General features: G+C 62.9%; 13 protein-coding genes. 6 read left to right on the forward strand and 7 right to left on the reverse strand.

What is annotated here, in order from left to right:
• Positions 1–200 precede the first annotated feature (200 nt).
• Positions 201–2,525, forward strand: coding sequence for a CDC48 family AAA ATPase (locus K3136_RS09805; RefSeq protein ID WP_221430134.1), 2,325 nt, complete (start codon positions 201–203; stop codon positions 2,523–2,525).
• Here the strand turns inward: K3136_RS09805 and K3136_RS09810 are convergent.
• Genes K3136_RS09810 through polA form a run of 3 tightly spaced genes read right to left on the reverse strand, consistent with a single transcriptional unit; the run spans position 2,522 to position 7,751 of the window.
• A complete protein-coding gene (locus K3136_RS09810; RefSeq protein WP_221430135.1) occupies positions 2,522–3,601 on the reverse strand; it encodes a mechanosensitive ion channel family protein in 1,080 nt (359 codons plus the stop codon). The two genes, K3136_RS09805 and K3136_RS09810, sit on opposite strands and share 4 nt — an antisense overlap.
• A 12-nt stretch (positions 3,602–3,613) precedes the next feature.
• Positions 3,614–4,915 carry a sensor histidine kinase gene (locus tag K3136_RS09815; protein ID WP_221430136.1) on the reverse strand — a complete coding sequence of 434 codons (1,302 nt, stop codon included), beginning with the start codon at positions 4,913–4,915 and terminating at the stop codon, positions 3,614–3,616.
• Position 4,916: 1 nt separating this feature from the next.
• Positions 4,917–7,751, reverse strand: a complete 2,835-nt coding sequence (polA, locus tag K3136_RS09820) for a DNA polymerase I (RefSeq protein WP_221430137.1) — start codon at positions 7,749–7,751, stop codon at positions 4,917–4,919.
• Positions 7,752–7,996: 245 nt separating this feature from the next.
• On the opposite strand from polA, the gene K3136_RS09825 reads away from it, so the two are divergent.
• On the forward strand, positions 7,997–8,248 hold the full coding sequence (locus tag K3136_RS09825) for a hypothetical protein (RefSeq protein ID WP_221430138.1): 252 nt from the start codon (positions 7,997–7,999) through the stop codon (positions 8,246–8,248).
• Positions 8,249–8,356: 108 nt separating this feature from the next.
• Here the strand turns inward: K3136_RS09825 and K3136_RS09830 are convergent, their stop codons facing one another.
• Positions 8,357–9,382: a serine hydrolase gene (locus K3136_RS09830; RefSeq protein WP_221430139.1), complete on the reverse strand. Its 1,026-nt coding sequence runs from the start codon at positions 9,380–9,382 to the stop codon at positions 8,357–8,359.
• A gap of 132 nt (positions 9,383–9,514) precedes the next feature.
• Positions 9,515–9,922, reverse strand: coding sequence for a baeRF12 domain-containing protein (locus K3136_RS09835; protein WP_221430140.1), 408 nt, complete (start codon positions 9,920–9,922; stop codon positions 9,515–9,517).
• 104 nt (positions 9,923–10,026) lie between these two features.
• On the opposite strand from K3136_RS09835, the gene K3136_RS09840 reads away from it, so the two are divergent.
• From K3136_RS09840 to K3136_RS09850, 3 genes are all read left to right on the forward strand, one after another.
• Positions 10,027–11,391, forward strand: coding sequence for a phosphotransferase (locus K3136_RS09840; RefSeq protein WP_221430141.1), 1,365 nt, complete (start codon positions 10,027–10,029; stop codon positions 11,389–11,391).
• A complete protein-coding gene (locus K3136_RS09845; protein WP_221432291.1) occupies positions 11,391–12,683 on the forward strand; it encodes an acyl-CoA dehydrogenase family protein in 1,293 nt (430 codons plus the stop codon). The genes K3136_RS09840 and K3136_RS09845 overlap by 1 nt, the downstream gene beginning before the upstream one ends.
• Before the next feature lie 92 nt (positions 12,684–12,775).
• Entirely contained in the window at positions 12,776–14,980 is a 2,205-nt protein-coding gene (locus K3136_RS09850) for a DUF305 domain-containing protein (RefSeq protein WP_221430142.1), read from the forward strand.
• Between the two features lie 89 nt (positions 14,981–15,069).
• Here K3136_RS09850 and groL read toward each other — a convergent pair whose 3' ends face one another.
• Together groL and groES are read right to left on the reverse strand one after the other, a co-directional pair.
• Positions 15,070–16,719, reverse strand: coding sequence for a chaperonin GroEL (gene groL / locus K3136_RS09855; RefSeq protein WP_221430143.1), 1,650 nt, complete (start codon positions 16,717–16,719; stop codon positions 15,070–15,072).
• Between the two features lie 54 nt (positions 16,720–16,773).
• The gene (groES, locus tag K3136_RS09860; RefSeq protein ID WP_221430144.1) at positions 16,774–17,061 is read right to left on the reverse strand and encodes a co-chaperone GroES; all 288 of its coding nucleotides are present in this window, start codon (positions 17,059–17,061) and stop codon (positions 16,774–16,776) included.
• A 222-nt stretch (positions 17,062–17,283) separates the two neighbouring features.
• Here groES and K3136_RS09865 point away from each other — a divergent pair, with 222 nt between their 5' ends.
• Positions 17,284–18,117, forward strand: a complete 834-nt coding sequence (locus tag K3136_RS09865; protein ID WP_221430145.1) for a mechanosensitive ion channel family protein — start codon at positions 17,284–17,286, stop codon at positions 18,115–18,117.
• Positions 18,118–18,119 lie beyond the last annotated feature (2 nt).

Below are 18,119 nucleotides of genomic sequence, written 5' to 3' on the forward strand. Positions count from 1 at the left end.
CGTCTGACAAGCATATGTCGACCTGCCTTTCAGGCATCCTCTCCCAAGACTTTTCTAGCCCGGTGGTTCGTCCGCCGGGCTTTTTTCTTGCCCTGTGCGGTCTGCCGCTGGACCTCTCGGGCCGCTCCCTCATTGTAGTTTCTGAATGCGCCCCCAATTGGGAGCCAGCGAATTGAAGAACTACAAGGGAGCTTGCCCATATGGCCGATGCTGACACTGCGACGGCGGCAGACGAGAGAACGGTAAGGCTGCAGGTCGCGGCGGCACGCCAGGAAGAAAGTGGGCAGGGCATCGCCCGTATGCCGCGATCCGCTTTCCAGGCGCTCGGCATTACCGAAGGCGACACGGTCGAAATCACCGGCAAGCGCGCCACTGTGGCGATCGCCATGGCCGCCTACGACGAAGACCAGTCACTCGATGTGATCCGCCTCGACGGTCTCCAGCGCGGCAATGCCGAGGTCGGCTCTGGCGAGCATGTGCATGTGACGGCCGCCCAATCGCGCCCCGCAACCCGCGTCGTTTTCGCTCCTGCGCAGCGCGAGATGCGGCTGCAAGGTCCGGCGCAGGCGCTCAAACGCAACTTCTTCCGCAAGCCGCTGACCGCCGGCGACCTTGTTGCGACGACGGGCCAGCAACCGGTGCAGAACATGCCGCCCGAAGTGCGCCGCATGTTCAATTCGCCCGCCTATGCGCTGACGCAGATCCGCCTTTCCGTCGTTTCGACCACGCCCAAGGGCATCGTCCATATCGACGAGGATACCGAGGTCGAGCTGCGCGCCGAATTCGAAGCGCCGCGCGATGCTCGCGCCGTGGTCAATTACGACGATGTCGGCGGTATCGACGACACCATCCAGCAGCTTCGCGAGATGGTCGAGCTCCCGCTGCGCTACCCCGAACTGTTCACCCGTCTCGGGGTGGACCCGCCCAAGGGCGTCCTGCTGCATGGCCCGCCGGGTACTGGCAAGACACGCCTCGCGCAGGCTGTCGCGAATGAGAGCGACGCCAATTTCTTCACCATCAACGGACCCGAAATCATGGGTTCGGGATATGGCGAAAGCGAAAAGCGCCTGCGCGAAGTCTTCGAAGAGGCTACGAGGTCGGCGCCCGCGATTGTCTTCATCGACGAGATCGATTCCATCGCACCGAAACGCGACAAGGTGCCGGGTGAGGCGGAAAAGCGCCTTGTGGCGCAATTGCTCACGCTCATGGACGGGCTTGAGGCGCGCTCCAACCTCGTGGTCATCGCGGCGACCAATCGACCCGACGCCATCGACGAAGCCCTGCGCAGGCCGGGCCGTTTCGATCGCGAGATCGTCATCGGCGTTCCCGACGAGAAGGGTCGCCGTGAAATCCTCGGCATCCATACCCGCGGCATGCCGCTGGGCGACAAGGTCGACCTGACCGAACTGGCCAAGGCGACCTATGGTTTCGTCGGTGCCGATATTGCGGCTCTCGCACGCGAGGCGGCCATCGATGCCGTCCGCCGCATCATGCCCAAGATCGACCTCGACGAGCGGACGATCCCGCCCGAAGTGCTCGACGAGCTTTGCGTCACCCGCGAGGATTTCCTTTCCGCCCTGAAGCGTGTCCAGCCGAGCGCGATGCGCGAAGTCATGGTGCAGATGCCGAATGTCGGTTGGGACAATATCGGCGGCGTCGGCGATGCGATCGAAAAGCTGAAGGAGGGTATCGAGCTTCCGATGAAGAACCCCGATGCCTTCCACCGGCTTGGGATCAGGGCGGCCAAGGGATTCCTGCTCTATGGCCCTCCCGGCACCGGCAAGACGTTGCTGGCCAAGGCCGTTGCCAAGGAAGCGAAGGCCAATTTCATTTCGATGAAGAGCTCCGACCTCCTGTCGAAATGGTATGGTGAAAGCGAGCAGCAGATCGCGCGCATGTTCAAGCGCGCTCGCGCAGTCGCACCTTGCGTCATCTTCATCGACGAGATCGACAGCCTCGTCCCGGCGCGCGGCAGCGGGCAGGGCGAACCACAGGTGACCGGACGAGTCGTGAACACGATCCTGGCCGAAATGGACGGTCTCGAAGAATTGCAATCGGTCGTCGTGATCGGAGCGACCAACCGTCCCACGCTGGTCGACCCCGCCTTGCTGCGGCCGGGCCGGTTCGATGAACTGGTCTATGTCGGTACGCCCGACGAGCCCGGGCGCGAGCAGATCCTCGGCATTCACACGAAGAACATGCCTCTGGCAGAGGATGTCAGTCTCGCCGCGGTGGCGAGCGAGACCGCCCGGTTCACCGGTGCGGACCTCGAGGATGTGGTGCGCCGGGCCGGCCTCAACGCGCTACAGCGTGCAGGCGGCGACGTGCAGGAAGTAACCGCCGCCGACTTCACCGAAGCGCTCAAGGACAGCCGTGCGACGGTGACCAGCAAGATGGAAGCCGAATACAAGAAGATGCGCGGTGAGCTGAAGAAGCGCGCCGCCGAGGTTCATCCGATCGGCTTCATTCACGAAGGCATGGTGGAATCGACCCGCGACGCAAAGCACGGGTCAGAGAAAGCCTAACCGCCCGACGCCCGCTGGTTCGCCGCCTCCACTTCGAGGCGGTGGCGGATCAGCGCGTCGGGCTGGCTCTGGCGCAGCCACGCCAGCATGTGTTCGCGAACATCGCAGCGCAGGGTGAACAGGTCGCCGATGGTTTCCGAACTCATCGATAGGCGCAGCTCGATACTCTCGGGATAGGCTTCGGTCATCAACAGCGCGAGATTGCGGCCGTCCCAAAGCGAATGGGCTTTCACGAACCGCTCGAATTCTTCGCGGATCGGTTCGATCTCGGCGATCGGATCGAGATGCAGCATGACCGGACCGGTCAATTTTTCGCTGACCCGCGACCAGTTCTCGAAGCTTTGATCCAGAAAACGGCTGGTGGGCACGACCAATACGCGCTCGTCCCAGGTGCGCACGGTGACGAAGCTCATGCGCACTTCCTCGACCCGTCCCGCCTGGCCATCGACCTTGACGAGGTCGCCGATCCGCAGGGGCTGGGTCAGCGCCATCTGGAGCCCGGCGATCAACGACTTGAGCGCAGGCTGCGCGGCTGCACCGACCGCAAGGGCGGCAAGACCGGCCGAAGCCAGCATCGTGGTCCCGACATCGCGCACACCGGGAATATTGAACATGATCAGCGAAATCGTGATGATGATGATCGCCACGCGGGCCGTGCGCGACAGGATCGCGATCCGGGTGCGATAGCCGCGGGTTGAAACTTCCTCGCCTGTGACTTCGAGCTGGCGTTCGTAGCCAACAGCAAGGCCTTTGACCAAGGCAAAGGCGACCCAGCCCAGTGCTGCGGGAATCAGGAAATCGGCCAGCCTATCCCAGCCACTGCCTACCAGCGCATCGTATTCCGCCGCGATGGAGACCGCAAAGGCGAACAGCGCCCAGCGAACCGGCTTGCGCACCTTCTCGACGACGACATCGTCCAGCTGGCTGCTCGATGTGCGTACCAGGCGGCGCAGAACCGCGAAGGCCACCCAGTGGAACAGGAACACCACGACAAGTGCCGCGCCGAGCGTGATCAGCGTGTGGATCAGGCCGTCATAGGAGATGGGCCAATTGCGCGGGTCGTAGCGGTCCAGCATGCGACCGCTTGTCTATGAAGCCGCAGCGGTGGTGGCAAGGCTCGCAGGGTCGCTTTCCGGAAGCGTGATGGTCACCACCAGTCCATCGCCTGTGAAGTCGCGCTTCACGCTGCCGCCGAACTGGCGGGCGGCGCTTTCCATCAGGAGGCTGCCGAAGCCCTTGCGTTCCGGTTCCTCGTCGAGATTTACACCGCTCTCGCGCCAGACGAGGGTGACGACGTCATTGGCACGGGTCCAGCTGACGTCGATCGTGCCGCCGGTCGCCCATGCTCCATATTTCACCGCATTGGTGGTGAGTTCGTGGAGTACTAGGCCAAGCGGCGTTATCCGTTTGGCCGGCAGCAGCACTTCGGGACCATCGATGGTCGCGGTCTGCTTGGAGGAGCGGTAAGGCGCCAGCGACGTATCGACCAGGGCCTCGAGCGAGGCCAGCTCGCGGTCGAGTTCGCCCTGGCTGACCTCATGCGCGGTGAGCAGGGCGCGAATACGCTGGGCGATGGCATCGGTTACGGGCTTGGCTTCGGGCTTGTCGCGCGCACTCATCTGCACGATCGCCAGCACTACGGCGAAGAGGTTCTTCACCCGGTGATTGAGTTCGCGGGCAAGCAGGTCGGCGCGGTCGCGAGCTTCGCCAAGGGCACCCGCCTGGGCTGCTTCCACCTCGGCTTTCGCAGCGCGGGTTACAAGTCGCGAGCCCAGGAAAATCGCTACCAGCAGCAGGATGATGAGGCCGCCGAGAAGCGGCAGGACCCGGCCTTCGATACGCGCCGTCTCCTCCGCCTGCTGGGAAAGGATCCGCCGCTCGATCTCTTCCATTTCCGCCAGCGCACGGCGCAGGCGTTCCATCGTTTCCTGCCCCTCGTCGGTCAGGATTGCGCGCCGCGCGTCCAGCAGGCGTCCGTCCTCGAGCAGGATGACCGAGCTTTCCAGCTCGTCGAACTTGGCGCGGGACAGCGCGTCGATCTCGTCGAGCAGCTCTTCCTGTCGTGTCGTTGCGTTGTCGCCGAGCAGTTCGCGCATACGGCGCAGGGCCGGGTCGATCTGCTCCTCGCCTTCCTGGTATGGCCGAAGGTAGCGGCGATCAAGAGTGATCAGATATCCGCGCTGGCCTGTTTCGCCATTGAGCGCAGCGGTGTGCACACGCTGCAATTCCTCGAGGATATCGGAGGTTAGCTGCGCCTGCTCACGCTCGGCACGTTCCGCCTCCACAGTCTGGTAGACCAGGTAGATCAGCCCCAGCATCGCGCCGCCGATCAGCAGCAACAGCACCGCATTGGGCCAGCGCATGGGCAGGCGGAGGCGATTCAGGACCATCTTAATGCGCTGCTCCCCAGCTCTTGCCCGTGCCGATTTCCACGCCGAGCGGGACCGAGAGTTCGACGGCTGGCATCGCGGCGCCGGCCATTACACGCTCGATCACTTCCGATGCCTTCGCGACGTCGCCCTCGGGCAATTCAAACACAAGTTCGTCGTGCACCTGCAGCAGCATGCGGACCTTGTCGAGACCTGCCTCGCGCAGCGCCGGGACCATGCGCACCATGGCGCGCTTGATGATATCGGCGCTGGTGCCCTGGATCGGCGCGTTTATCGCCGCACGTTCGCTGCCCTGCCGCTCGGCCTGATTCTTCGAGTTGATCCGCGGGAACCACGTCTTGCGGCCGAAGAGCGTTTCCGAATAGCCCTTCTCGCGCACGCTCTCGAGCGTGTGGAGGATGTACTTCTGGATGCCCGGGAAACGCTTGAAATAGGTGTCGATCATCTCCTGCGCTTCGTCGGGTTCGACGCCGAGGCGACCGGCAAGGCCCCAGCGCGAGATGCCGTAGAGGATGGCGAAATTGATCGTCTTGGCGCGGGCGCGGGTATCGCGATTGACCTCGCCGAACATCTCGGTCGCCGTGCGTGAATGAATGTCCTCGCCATGCTCGAACGCCTCCTTGAGCGGGGCGACATCGGCCATGTGCGCAGCCAGCCGCAGCTCGATCTGCGAATAGTCGGCGGCCAGCAGAACGTTGCGTTCCTCGGCCACGAAGGCATCGCGGATCTGGCGGCCGATCTCGGTCCGGATCGGGATGTTCTGCAGGTTCGGGTCGGTCGAGGACAAGCGCCCGGTCTGCGCACCGACCAGGCTGTAGCTGGTATGCACGCGTCCCGTCTTGGGGTTGATCGCTTCCTGTAGCGCATCGGTGTAAGTCGACTTGAGCTTGGCCAGCTGGCGCCATTCGAGCACCTTGTCGGCAATCTCCGCGCCGTCGCCGGAAAGCCGCTCGAGAACCGACTGGTCGGTCGAATACTGGCCGCTCTTGCCCTTCTTGCCGCCCTTGTATCCCATCTTGTCGAACAGGATCTCGCCGAGCTGTTTCGGGCTGCCGACGGTGAATTCCTGACCGGCGATTTCGTGGATTTCCTTTTCCAGCCGCGAAGTCTCGGTGGCGAATTCCTCCGACAGTTTTGCAAGCCGCGTGCGATCGACCTTGATGCCCTCGCGCTCCATGCCCGCAACGACGGGGACGAGCGGACGATCGACACGCTGGTAGATCTTAGTGCCGCCCTCGATCGCGAGGCGTGGCTTGAGATGGGCGTGGAGGCGCCAGGTCACGTCGGCATCCTCGGCGGCATATTCGGTTGCCTTGTCGAGCGTGACTTCGCCGAAGGGGATGGCCTTCTTGCCGGTGCCGCAGACTTCTTTGTAGCTCAGGCACACATGGCCGAGATGGCGCTGCGCCAGTTCGTCCATTCCGTGTCCGCCGCCGATCCCTGCCTCACCGCGCCCTGCGTCGAGTGCGAAGCTGATGATCATCGTGTCGTCGATCGGTGCAACGGCGATCCCTTCGCCGGAAAGCACGTTGAGATCGTATTTGCCGTTCTGGAAAACCTTGAGGACCGCCTCGTCCTCGAGCAGCGGTTTCAGCGCAGCGAGCGCTTCGGCCTTGTCCACCTGTTCCGGCTTTTCGGCAAACATGTCGCTGCCGCCATGGGCGAGCGGGATGTAGCAAGCATCGTTGGGGCCCAGCGCGAGGCTTACCCCGACGAGGCGAGCCTTGATGGAATCGAGGCTGTCGGTCTCTGTATCGACCGCGACGAGGCGCGCCGCCTGTGCTCGTTCGACCCACTCCGTCAGCCGGTCCATCGACTGGACGCATTCATATTTTGCGCGGTCGATCGCAGGCATCTCTGGAAGCGGCTGGCTGTTGCCTTCGCTGCTTGCCTCGGCACTCTTGGTTTCCTGTTTCGCAGGATTGAGATCGTTGGCCCGCGTGGGGCTGCCCGTGCCCGCATCAAGACGTCGGCGCAGGCTGGTGAAGCCGTGCTTTTCTAGGAACGCGGCAAGGGGCTCGCTCGGCACGCCGTCGAGCTTCATGTCCTCGAGCGGGACGGGAAGCCCGCAATCCTCTTTCAGCGTTACGAGGATGCGGCTCAGCTCGGCATCTGCGCGATGCTCGATCAGCCGTTCCTTCAGCTTGCTCTTCTTCATGTCCTCGGCGGCATCGAGCGCGGAGGTGAGGTCGCCATGCTCTGCTATCAGCTTGCTGGCGGTCTTGGGGCCGACCCCGAAGATGCCCGGGATGTTGTCGACCGAATCGCCCATCAGCGCGAGCACGTCGCCGACCTTCTCGGGCCGGACACCGAATTTCTCTTCGACTTCCTCGATATAGATGCGCGCATTCTTCATCGTGTCGAGCATATCGATACGCGCGCCGTTCTCTTCGCCAACGAGCTGCATCAGGTCCTTGTCGGAGGACACGATCGTCACATCCCAGCCTTCCGCCTGTGCCGCGCGGGCATAAGAGGCGATCATGTCGTCCGCTTCGACATCCGGCTCTTCGATGCAGGGCAGGCTGAAGGCGCGCGTAGCATCGCGGATGAGGGGGAACTGCGGCACGAGGTCCTCGGGCGGATCGGGGCGATTCGCCTTGTACTGGTCGTAGATTTCGTTGCGGAACGACTTGCTCGACTTGTCGAGTACCACGGCCAGATGGGTCGGACCGTCGGCCTTGTCGAGATCGTCGGCCAGCTTCCACAGCATGGTGGTGTACCCGTAAACCGCGCCGACCGGTGTGCCTTCCGGATCGGTCAGCGGCGGCAGGCGGTGGTACGCCCTGAAAATATAGGCGGAGCCATCGACGAGGTAGAGGTGCTTCTTATCGGCCATCGCCAGTGGGGTTAGCAGCGAGTCGCGGCCTTGGGGAGCAGAAAGGGCTCTAAATTTGTTGGGCTGAAAAATGGCGGAATTGCGGCGAAATGAGGCAAGATAATGGCAAAATGTCGCGAATTCGCTTGCTAGGCCACAATCCCGCCACTATTTAGACACTGTAAGGCCCAATTGTCGGACCTTGCGCGGGGGGACAGCCAGACTTTCCCTTCGCATCAAGAACTCGCTGTTTAAGGATTATCATTATGCGCAAGATCGCACTCGTCGCCGCCGCTTCGGCAGCCGCTCTCTCGCTCGCCGCTTGCTCGGAATCGACCGGCGACGCTGCTGAAGCAACCGCTGAAGAAGCTATGGCTGACGCTGAAACCAACATGGACGAAGCTGCTGCTGAAGTCGAAGCTGCTGGTGACGAAGTCTCGGCTGAAGCTGACGATGCTGCTGCTGAAGTTGAAGCTTCGGTCCAGGGCGAAACCGAAGCAGAAGCACAGGCTGACTAATTCAGCTAGCTTCGCAACGGTCTACCGTTTCGAAAAAGCAAAGGGCGGCACCGCGAGGTGCCGCCCTTTTCCTTTGCCTGCCGCCGATGTGCGACCCGGGAGAAATTCTTAGCCGCCGTAGTCGGCGTCGGCCCATACTCGGCGATTGTCCTCGGGCCGCGTGAAGCCGCGATAGAGCGCTTCGGTGATCGTCGAAATCCGCGCATCGCGCATCTGGCGAGCCTCGAGCTTGCGTCCGCGATTGCCGTTCTCGACGGCCATCGAGGGGCTCTGGCCCGTGACATAGATTGCCACGGCGATGGCCCGGCCATCGGGCGTATGGAAAATGCCGATGTCGCTGGCAGTCCGGCTGAGGGTCCCGGTCTTGTGCGCCAGGCCCGCACTGACGGGCAGTGCCGAGCGCATGCGCTTCTTGCCGGTGGTGGTGGCGCGCATGGCGTCCATGATCACGGCGCGCGAGGACGCGCTGAGCCACTTGCCCTGGTAGATGCCGGCGAGCAGCTTGCCCATGGCGCGGGGCGTTGCGCTGTCCCTTGTGTCGACGCTGGATGCGGGGTCGACACGTCCGTCTTCGCGGATCAGGGTCGCGATATCGCGCGTGAGCGTGAAGTCTTCGATCCCGGCATCACGCATCCATTTATTGACGACGGCCGGTCCGCCAACTGCATTGAGGATCGCATCGGTGCAGGCATTGCAGCTTTTGCTGATCATCAGGTCGATATGTTCGCGAGCGGTCAGATAGGCCCCGCCGCGACGCGGGAGGCGCCATTCGCTGGTCAGCGTCCATTTTCCTGCATCGACACCGGCCAGGTAAACCGCCGCAATCGCGACCTTGCTGGTGCTGGCCATCGGAAAACGCTGGTCGGCCAGGACGTCGATTTCGAGACCGCTGGTGAGATCGAGCGCATAAACGCCGATGCGGCCGCGCGAACCCTCGGCGAGCTGCGCGATGCGCTCTTCGAGTTCGTTGTCGTAAACCGCATCGAAATCCTGCGGGGCACGCATCTCGGTGCCAAGAAGGCTGTCGAATTGCGACTGGTATGTCGACTGCTGCGCCTGTGCATGGGCCGCGCCCGGCAGGCCAAGCGCCATGGCGCCTGCTGCAAGCAATGTTCCGATCGACTTCATCCGCATGCCCCTCACATACCAAATTCATGGTTGTTCAAACATTAACGCGATTGCGGAATCATGCGCAAGCGCGGACGCGACAAATTGTGTCTCGCCCGCGCCCGATGCTTTTAGCGCAATGAAATTTCTTAAGGGCTGTCAGGCCGAAGCAATCACCTTTTCGATCTGCGATGTAGTCTCGCCGGTCACGGTCTTGTCGATTTCGCCAACCAGACGCTTTTCGAGCTCCGAATGGTAGTGGCGGCGCATCTCGCCGAGTGTCTTGGGATCGGCGATCACCAGCACATCGGTAATTTCGCCCGCAATCGCCTTGGCGTTGAGCCATTCGGCGGCCGCCGCGCCATGGGCCAGTTCGTTCAAATCGGTGGATCCGTGCCGCTGACCGATATCGTCCTGGTGCTTCACTCCGGCACTGAAATTGGTGGCGGTGAGATCGGGCTTCTGCGCGCCGCCGAGCTTGGGCTCGAAGGGCTGGCCGCTGTTCTGCATAACGGTGAAATGCTCGCCATCGACGATGGCAACGTGGGCCTTGTGCGGCAGCTTCATGAAGGGTCTCCTTGTTCTATTCCGTGTTCTTGCAAGACCAACGTTCGAAGCGCCCGAGAGGTCCGGCTCTTGCTCGCGCGGAAAGCCTCGGGCAGGGTGTTTCCATGGGAGAGAGCGACGGCGCGAGCCGCCTGCACGACGGATTGGAACGCGCCCTTGGCCGCGTGTCTCTGGGCGCGCCCGAAAACCTCGTCCGCCTGACCGGCGGGGCAACCATGGAGAGCTGGCGATTCGAAACGGGAGGAGCCGCCTTCGTGTTGCGGCGTGCACCCAGCCTCGCCTTCCTCGACGACCGACCATTCGGGCATGATACCGAAGCCGAGGCGATCCGCGTGGCGCGACGCGCAGGCGTCACCGCACCCGAGGTTATCGTGGAACTGAAAAAGGCCGACGGGATCGGCAGCGGCTTCGTCATGCGTGCGCTTCCCGGGACACCCGACCCGCGCGCCATCCTTGCGATGGAGTCGCCCGACCAGCTTCTTGGCGAAGCAGCGCGAGATCTGGCCCGCATCCATGCGATTTCCCCTGCCGACCTGCCCGGCGATGTCCCGACGCTCGATTATGCAGAGGGCGTGGCGAAGCTTCGCGAGCAATTCGAGGAGGCGGGCGGCGACCGTCCGATCATCGCGCTTGGGCTGCGCTGGCTGATGGACAATCTGCCGGAGCCGGTCGATCCGGTGCTCAACCACGGCGACTATCGGCTGGGCAATATCCTGTGCGAGGACAGCCATCTTACCGGCGTGCTCGACTGGGAGCTGGCCCATTTGGGCGATCCTCACGAAGACCTCGCTTTCGGTTGCATGCCCGTCTGGCGGTTCGGGGCCTATGATAGGCCGGCGCTGGGGCTGGGGTCGCTGGAGGACTATTTCGCCGCCTACGAAGCGGCGGGCGGTCGAAAGGTCGATCCGTCGCGCTTCCGCTTCTGGACCATCTACCGCACCGTCTGGTGGGCGCTTGGCTGCCTGAAGAATGCAAGGGTCTGGCGCGACGGACAGGATCGGATGCTGGAGCGGGTGGTGATCTCGCGCCGGACCAGCGAGCAGGAGGTGGACCTGCTCTTGCTTCTCGAAGAAGATGCTCCCGAAGACTGCAAGAGGCAACAGCGCTGGGAGGCGCAGCCGCGACCGGACGAGGACATTGGTGACGCGTCGATGGAGGAAATTCTCATTGCGATTTCGGAGTGGCTCTCAAGCATGAAGGATCGCGTCGAAGGACATGACAGGTTCCAGCTCGCAGTCGCTCGAAATGCTTTGGGGATTGCCATCAGGGACGACCGCTACCTTCCGCATCTCCACGCAAACGAACGAATGGCGCAGGACATAATGGCGGGCGAAAAGCGGCTCGACCAGCGCGGCGTCATCGGCAGGCTCCGGCAGGCGGCGCTTGAAAAAATCACAGTCGACTCGCCCAAGTATTCCTCGCTGCAGGTCGCGCTCGATAAATGGACCATTCCGAAGGAGGAAAGCTGATGGACTTCACCATCCCGCAGGACCTCGAAGACTATTACGCCGAACTCGTCTCCTTCATCGAGGCCGAGATCGAGCCGCTGGTCGCCAGGGACGACAATATCCGCTTCTTTGACCATCGCCGCGAAAATGCGCGGACCGACTGGGAGCGTGGAGGCCTGCCCAATCACGAGTGGGAGGACCTGCTGCGGCAGGCACGCAAGGGGGCAGACAAGGCGGGCCACTGGCGTTTCTCCGCGCCGAAGAAATACGGCGGCAAGGATGGCTCGAACCTCTGGATGGCGGTGATCCGCGACCGGTTCGCGCAGCGCGGGCTGGGCCTCCACAACGATCTCCAGAACGAACATTCGATCGTCGGCAATTTCCCCTTCGTCGCCATGTTCGAGCAATGGGGCACCGAGGAGCAGAAGCAGGAGTTCATCCTTGGCGGGTTCGAGGGAACGCGCCGCGTCGCTTTCGGCCTGACCGAAGCGAACCACGGCTCCGATGCCACCCACATGGAGACTACAGCGGTGCGCGAAACGCGCGACGGTGTCGACGGCTGGCTGATCAATGGCGAGAAGATGTGGATCACCGGCATGCATGTCGCCACGCACTGCGCCATGTTCTGCCGCACGTCGGGAGACGCGGGCGATGCGCGCGGGATCACCTGCCTGCTCGTCCCCAACCCGACCGAGGGGCTGGAGATCGAGGAGTGGATGTGGACCTTCAACATGCCCACCGATCATCCCCGCCTCTCGGTGAAGGATGTGTGGGTGCCCGAAAGCGCGATGCTTGGGCGCGAGGGCCTCGGCCTCGCGCTGGCGCAGAGCTTCGTGCACCAGAACCGCATCCGGCAGGCTGCAAGTTCGCTCGGCGCAGCGCAGTTCTGTGTCGAGGAAAGCGTGCGCTATGCTCGCGAGCGCAAGCCGTTCGGCGAGGAACTTGCCCGCAACCAGGCCATCCAGTTCCCGCTGGTCGAGCTCGCCACCCAGTGCGAGATGCTGCGCCTGCTGATCTACAAGACAGCCTGGGAAATGGACAACATGCCGCATGAGGAGATCGAGAAGACGATCTCCGACAAGGTCTCCATGTGCAATTACTGGGCGAACCGGCTGGTGTGCGAAGCGGCCGACCGCGCGATGCAGGTGCACGGCGGCATCGGCTATTCGCGGCACAAACCCTTCGAACATATCTATCGCCACCATCGCCGCTACCGGATCACCGAAGGGGCAGAGGAAATCCAGATGCGCAAGGTGGGTGCATACCTGTTCGGCTATCTCGGTCCGCGAAAAGGCAAGTTCGCTTCCGGTTAGTCCCTGCGCTCATGTCGTTCGCAGAACAGGTGCTTGACCTTGACGAACCGCGACATTCTCAATCACGCTGCAAATTCTTGGGGACTCAAAACATGACACATTCGATGCGCGCAATCGCTGCGGGCCTGCTTATCTCGACCTCTACTGCCGCGATCGCGCAGGAAGTTCCGATCGTCCTTCCCGGCGCTCCGGGCGAGGCTCCTCGCGTCATTGGCGAGGCCGAGGCCATCGCGCTTTCGGATACGCGCTATTCGCCCGCCGACGTAAACTTCATGCAGGGCATGATCGTCCATCACCAGCAGGCCGTCGAAATGGCCCGGCTGGTGAAGGCCCGCACTAATAACGACGCGATCCTGAAGACCGCCGATCGGATCGAGGCAGGCCAGAAGGACGAGATGAAATTCATGCGTGAATGGCTCGAGGCGCGCGGCGAACAGGTCGAAATGCCGCACTCGATGCATATGGGCCACGAGGGCCATGGCGCGATGAAGGGCATGGCGAGCAAGGAGCAGATGGCTGCGCTTGCCGCTGCCAACGGCACGGCCTTCGACGAACTATTCCTCCAGCTGATGATCGCGCACCACCAGGGGGCGCTCGACATGGTGCGCGAACTGCATCGCTCGCCGGGCAGTGCCTACGAGCCGGTGATGTTCGAGTTTACCAACGAGGTGGTCAGCGACCAGCAGGCCGAGATCGACCGGATGAACAGCGTCCTTGCAGAGCTGTCGCAGGACCCGCGCGCCACGCTGGCTGCCGGTTTCCGCGATGCCGAGGAAGCGATCTCGAACCTGCGCCTCGTCGTCTCGCAGCCCAAGCCGACCGGCTTCTTCGACCCTGCCAACCCCGCACAGCTTCAGCCGCGGATCGAGAAGGACGAAGAAGAGGGCGAGGAAAAGAAGAAAGACACTTCCAACGAGGATGAAGAGGAAGAAAAGCCGCGCTTCGGCCAGCGCGGGTCTCTGCTCAGCTTCGCCAACACCGATATCGCCTTCTCGGGCGACCTCATGGTGGCGGGCAGCTACCACGGCTTCAACGCCTATCGCCTCGGCGAGGATGGCGTACCGCAGCTCGTATCGAGCACGGTCTGCCCGGGCGGGCAGGGCGACGTCTCGATCGTGGGCGACCTGCTGGTGATGAGCGTGCAGGACAGCCGCGCACGTATCGATTGCGGCCTCCAGGGCGTTGCCGGACGCGTCAACGAGGAACGCTTCCGCGGCCTGCGCATCTTCGACATCTCCGATATTACTCGTCCCAAGCAGGTCGGCCTCGTCCAGACCTGTCGCGGCAGCCACACGCACTCGATCGTAAGCGCGGATGACGAGACGATCATCGTCTACAATTCGGGCACCAGCTATGTGCGCGACAACGAGGAGCTGGAAGGCTGTTTCGATACTGCCGGTGACGAGACTGCGCTATTCAGCATCGACGTGGTCGAGATCCCGGTCGCCAATCCGGCAGCTGCGCGCGTCGTTGACAGTCCGCGCGTCTTTGCCACCGGCGACCAGATCGCCGGCCTGTGGCGTGGCGGCGACCATGGCGAAGGCACGCAGAGCACATATGTCACGAACCAGTGTCACGACATCACGGTATTCCCGGCGAAAAACCTCGCCGCGGGTGCGTGTTCGGGCAATGGCATCATCCTCGACATCACCGACCCGATGAAGCCGGTGCGTATCGACGACGTAACCGACAAGGGCTTCGCCTACTGGCACTCGGCCACCTTCAACAATGACGGCACCAAGGTGCTGTTTACCGACGAATGGGGCGGGGGCGGCCGTCCGCGTTGCCAGGCCGGCGACCCGAAGAACTGGGGCGCGGATGCATTCTACGCGATCGAGGATGGCAAGCTGACCTATCGCGGCATGTACAAGCTGCCCGCACCGCAGGGCGACAAGGAAAACTGCGTCGCGCACAACGGTTCGATCATCCCGGTGCCTGGCCGCGATATCTTCGTGCAGGCCTGGTACCAGGGCGGCATCTCGGTGATCGACTTTACCGATGCCGCGAACCCGTTCGAGATCGCCTATTTCGACCGCGGCCCGGTCGACAAGGACCAGCTGGTCACTGGCGGCTACTGGTCGGCCTACTGGTACAACGGCCGCATCTACGCGACCGAGATTGCGCGCGGCCTCGATGTCTTCGCACTCGAGCCGAGCGAGTACCTGACCGCGGAGGAGATCGCTGCGGCGGAAGCGGCCCAGTACGAAGGCAATCTCTTCAACCCGCAGACACAGACGCAGGTCACCTGGCCTTACGAAGTGGTCCGTGCTGCCGAGGATAGCCGTAAGGGCGGCTGACCCGCTCGCGCGAACGCAAAGAAAAGGCCCGGCAGGATCGCTCCCGCCGGGCCTCTTTCTGTGTAGCCTGTCGGCTGGTTGGCGCGAGCTTAGAAGCCCATGCCGCCCATACCGCCCATGCCGCCCATATCGGGCATTGCAGGCGCGGCGCCCTTGTCTTCCGGCTTGTCGACGACGGCAGCTTCCGTCGTGATCAGCAGGCCGGCGACCGAAGCGGCGTTCTGCAGCGCGGTGCGGACGACCTTGGTCGGGTCGATGACGCCGGCAGCTACGAGGTTCTCGTAGGTGTCGGTTGCGGCGTTGAAGCCGAGCGTTTCGTCATTGCTGTCGAACAGCTTGCCCGAAACAACCGCACCGTCGTGGCCGGCGTTCGCAGCGATCTGGCGGACCGGAGCGGTCAGTGAGCGGCGGACGATGTCGATGCCGCGGGTCTGGTCGTCGTTGCCGCCGGTCAGGCCGTCGAGAGCCTTGGAGGCGTAAAGGAGCGCCGTACCGCCGCCCGGGACAATGCCTTCTTCAACGGCTGCGCGGGTTGCGTGCAGCGCGTCGTCGACGCGGTCCTTGCGTTCCTTCACTTCGACTTCGGTCGCACCGCCGACCTTGATGACGGCCACGCCGCCAGCAAGCTTGGCAAGGCGTTCCTGCAGCTTTTCGCGGTCGTAGTCGCTCGAGGTGTTGTCGATCTGCGTACGGATTTCCGAAACGCGGGCCTTGATGTCGTCTTCCGAGCCGGCACCGTCGACGATGGTCGTGTTGTCCTTGTCGATCGTGACGCGCTTGGCTTCACCGAGCATGCCCAGCGTGACGTTTTCCAGCTTGATGCCGAGGTCTTCGCTGATCATCTCGCCCTTAGTGAGGATCGCGATGTCCTGCAGCATAGCCTTGCGGCGATCGCCGAAGCCCGGTGCCTTGACCGCTGCAACCTTGAGGCCGCCGCGCAGCTTGTTGACCACGAGGGTCGCCAGCGCTTCGCCTTCGATGTCTTCCGCGATGATCAGCAGCGGACGGCCCGACTGGACAGCCGCTTCGAGAACCGGGAGCATCGCCTGCAGGTTCGAGAGCTTCTTCTCGTGGATCAGGATGTACGGGTTTTCGAGTTCGACCGTCATCTTTTCCGGGTTGGTGATGAAGTAGGGCGACAGGTAGCCGCGGTCGAACTGCATGCCTTCGACGGTTTCGAGCTCGAATTCGAGACCCTTGCTCTCGTCGACGGTGATCACGCCTTCCTTGCCGACCTTTTCCATGGCTTCGGCGATCTTTTCGCCGACTTCACGGTCGCCATTGGCCGAGATGATGCCGACCTGTGCGATTTCTTCGCTGCCCGACACTTCCTTCGAACGGCCGGCGAGGTCTGCGACGACCTTCTCGACAGCGAGGTCGATGCCGCGCTTGAGGTCCATCGGGTTCATGCCCGCTGCGACCGACTTCATGCCTTCGGTCACGATCGACTGGGCAAGAACGGTTGCGGTGGTGGTGCCGTCACCGGCGGCGTCGTTCGACTTCGAAGCGACTTCCTTGAGCATCTGCGCGCCCATGTTCTCGAACTTGTCCTTGAGTTCGATTTCCTTGGCGACGGAAACGCCGTCCTTGGTGATGCGGGGTGCGCCGAAGCTCTTGTCGATCACGACGTTGCGGCCCTTGGGCCCGAGCGTGACCTTGACGGCATTGGCGAGGGTGTCGACGCCGCGCAGAATGCCTTCGCGCGCGTCGCGGCCGAACTTTACGTCCTTGGCTGCCATGTGTGTTTCTCCTGGAATTCTATTGAGTGATTGGAAGCGTTATGCGGGTCGGGCTCAGCCCATGATCCCCATGATGTCGCTTTCCTTCATGATCAGCAGGTCTTCGCCGTCGAGCTTGATCTCGGTGCCCGACCACTTGCCGAACAATACGCGGTCGCCAGCCTTCACGTCGAGCGGGGTGACGGTGCCGTCTTCGGCCTTCGCGCCCGAACCGACAGCGACGACTTCGCCTTCGCTGGGCTTTTCCTTGGCGCTGTCGGGAATGATGATCCCGCCGGCGGTCTTTTCTTCTGCTTCAATGCGGCGCACGAGCACACGGTCGTGCAACGGACGAAATGCCATAGTGATGACCTTTCTACTGGGTTTGAATGTTCGTTGGCACTCCCGGGGTGAGAGTGCCAGTGGCGCGGATATGTTGATGCGCCTTCCCGGAGTCAACGGGTGGGAGTGCAAAAAATTTCCATCGTCCGGGGCGAGCCGTGCGCTGGGGTGGCCAGAGCGTGCCGGACACCCTATCGCGCCGCACAAACACGCCAATTCGCGAAGATTACAGGAGCTAACTCCATGCAGACCGACAAGGCCGTTTCGGCCCTGACCATTCCAGAGCAGGCCGTACTCTGGTTGCGACTGAACATGATGGACATCGCGGGCGCCTTCGCCGTCCTGATTTTCGGCCTGCTTGCGGCCAAGCTGATATCGGGCTGGGTCGAGCGCGCACTCAACCGGTCGCCCCGTTTCGATGCGACCGTGGCCAACTTCCTCTCGAACCTCGTCAAATACGCTCTTTGGGCGATGGTCATCGTCACCGTACTGACCCAGTTCGGGGTCGAGACGACCAGCATCCTGGCGGCGCTCGGCGGCATGGCGCTGGCGATCGGCCTCGCGCTGCAGGGCACGCTCAGCAATGTCGCCTCGGGCGTGATGATCCTCGTGCAGAGGCCCTTCAAGATCGGCGAGGCGATTTCGGCGGGCTCGGTCACCGGGGTCGTCCAGCAGATCGGCCTGTTCACGACCGAACTGAAGCAGTTCGACGGGCTCTTCGTCATGGTGCCCAACTCGCAATTGTGGAACCAGGCGATCATCAACTTCCACCGCCACCCGATCCGCCGCTTCGAGCTTGTCGTCGGCATCGGCTATGGCGATTCGATGGAGCAGGCGCGCAAGGAACTGCTCGAGATCGCCGCTGCTGACGAGCGCGTGCTTGCCGATCCGGAGCCCGTCGCCTTCGTCGCATCGCTCGACGACAGTTCGGTCGGCATCGGCCTTCGCGTATGGTGCGCGACTGCCGATTTCGCGCCGCTTGGCTGGGCCATCACGGAGGCCGCCAAGGCGCGCTTCGACGATGTCGGTATCTCGATCCCGTTCCCGCAGCGCGAGGTCACGCAGCGGGCCGCATAAGG

This window comes from Qipengyuania gelatinilytica (assembly GCF_019711315.1).
In the GTDB taxonomy this organism is placed as follows: domain Bacteria; phylum Pseudomonadota; class Alphaproteobacteria; order Sphingomonadales; family Sphingomonadaceae; genus Qipengyuania; species Qipengyuania gelatinilytica.

Coding starts and splice junctions, on each gene's coding strand:
- K3136_RS09805 (WP_221430134.1), top strand. CDS start 201: ATGGCCGATGCTGACACTGCGACGGCGGCAGACGAGAGAACGGTAAGG.
- K3136_RS09810 (WP_221430135.1), bottom strand. CDS start 3,601: ATGCTGGACCGCTACGACCCGCGCAATTGGCCCATCTCCTATGACGGC.
- K3136_RS09815 (WP_221430136.1), bottom strand. CDS start 4,915: ATGGTCCTGAATCGCCTCCGCCTGCCCATGCGCTGGCCCAATGCGGTG.
- polA (WP_221430137.1), bottom strand. CDS start 7,751: ATGGCCGATAAGAAGCACCTCTACCTCGTCGATGGCTCCGCCTATATT.
- K3136_RS09825 (WP_221430138.1), top strand. CDS start 7,997: ATGCGCAAGATCGCACTCGTCGCCGCCGCTTCGGCAGCCGCTCTCTCG.
- K3136_RS09830 (WP_221430139.1), bottom strand. CDS start 9,382: ATGCGGATGAAGTCGATCGGAACATTGCTTGCAGCAGGCGCCATGGCG.
- K3136_RS09835 (WP_221430140.1), bottom strand. CDS start 9,922: ATGAAGCTGCCGCACAAGGCCCACGTTGCCATCGTCGATGGCGAGCAT.
- K3136_RS09840 (WP_221430141.1), top strand. CDS start 10,027: ATGGGAGAGAGCGACGGCGCGAGCCGCCTGCACGACGGATTGGAACGC.
- K3136_RS09845 (WP_221432291.1), top strand. CDS start 11,391: ATGGACTTCACCATCCCGCAGGACCTCGAAGACTATTACGCCGAACTC.
- K3136_RS09850 (WP_221430142.1), top strand. CDS start 12,776: ATGACACATTCGATGCGCGCAATCGCTGCGGGCCTGCTTATCTCGACC.
- groL (WP_221430143.1), bottom strand. CDS start 16,719: ATGGCAGCCAAGGACGTAAAGTTCGGCCGCGACGCGCGCGAAGGCATT.
- groES (WP_221430144.1), bottom strand. CDS start 17,061: ATGGCATTTCGTCCGTTGCACGACCGTGTGCTCGTGCGCCGCATTGAA.
- K3136_RS09865 (WP_221430145.1), top strand. CDS start 17,284: ATGCAGACCGACAAGGCCGTTTCGGCCCTGACCATTCCAGAGCAGGCC.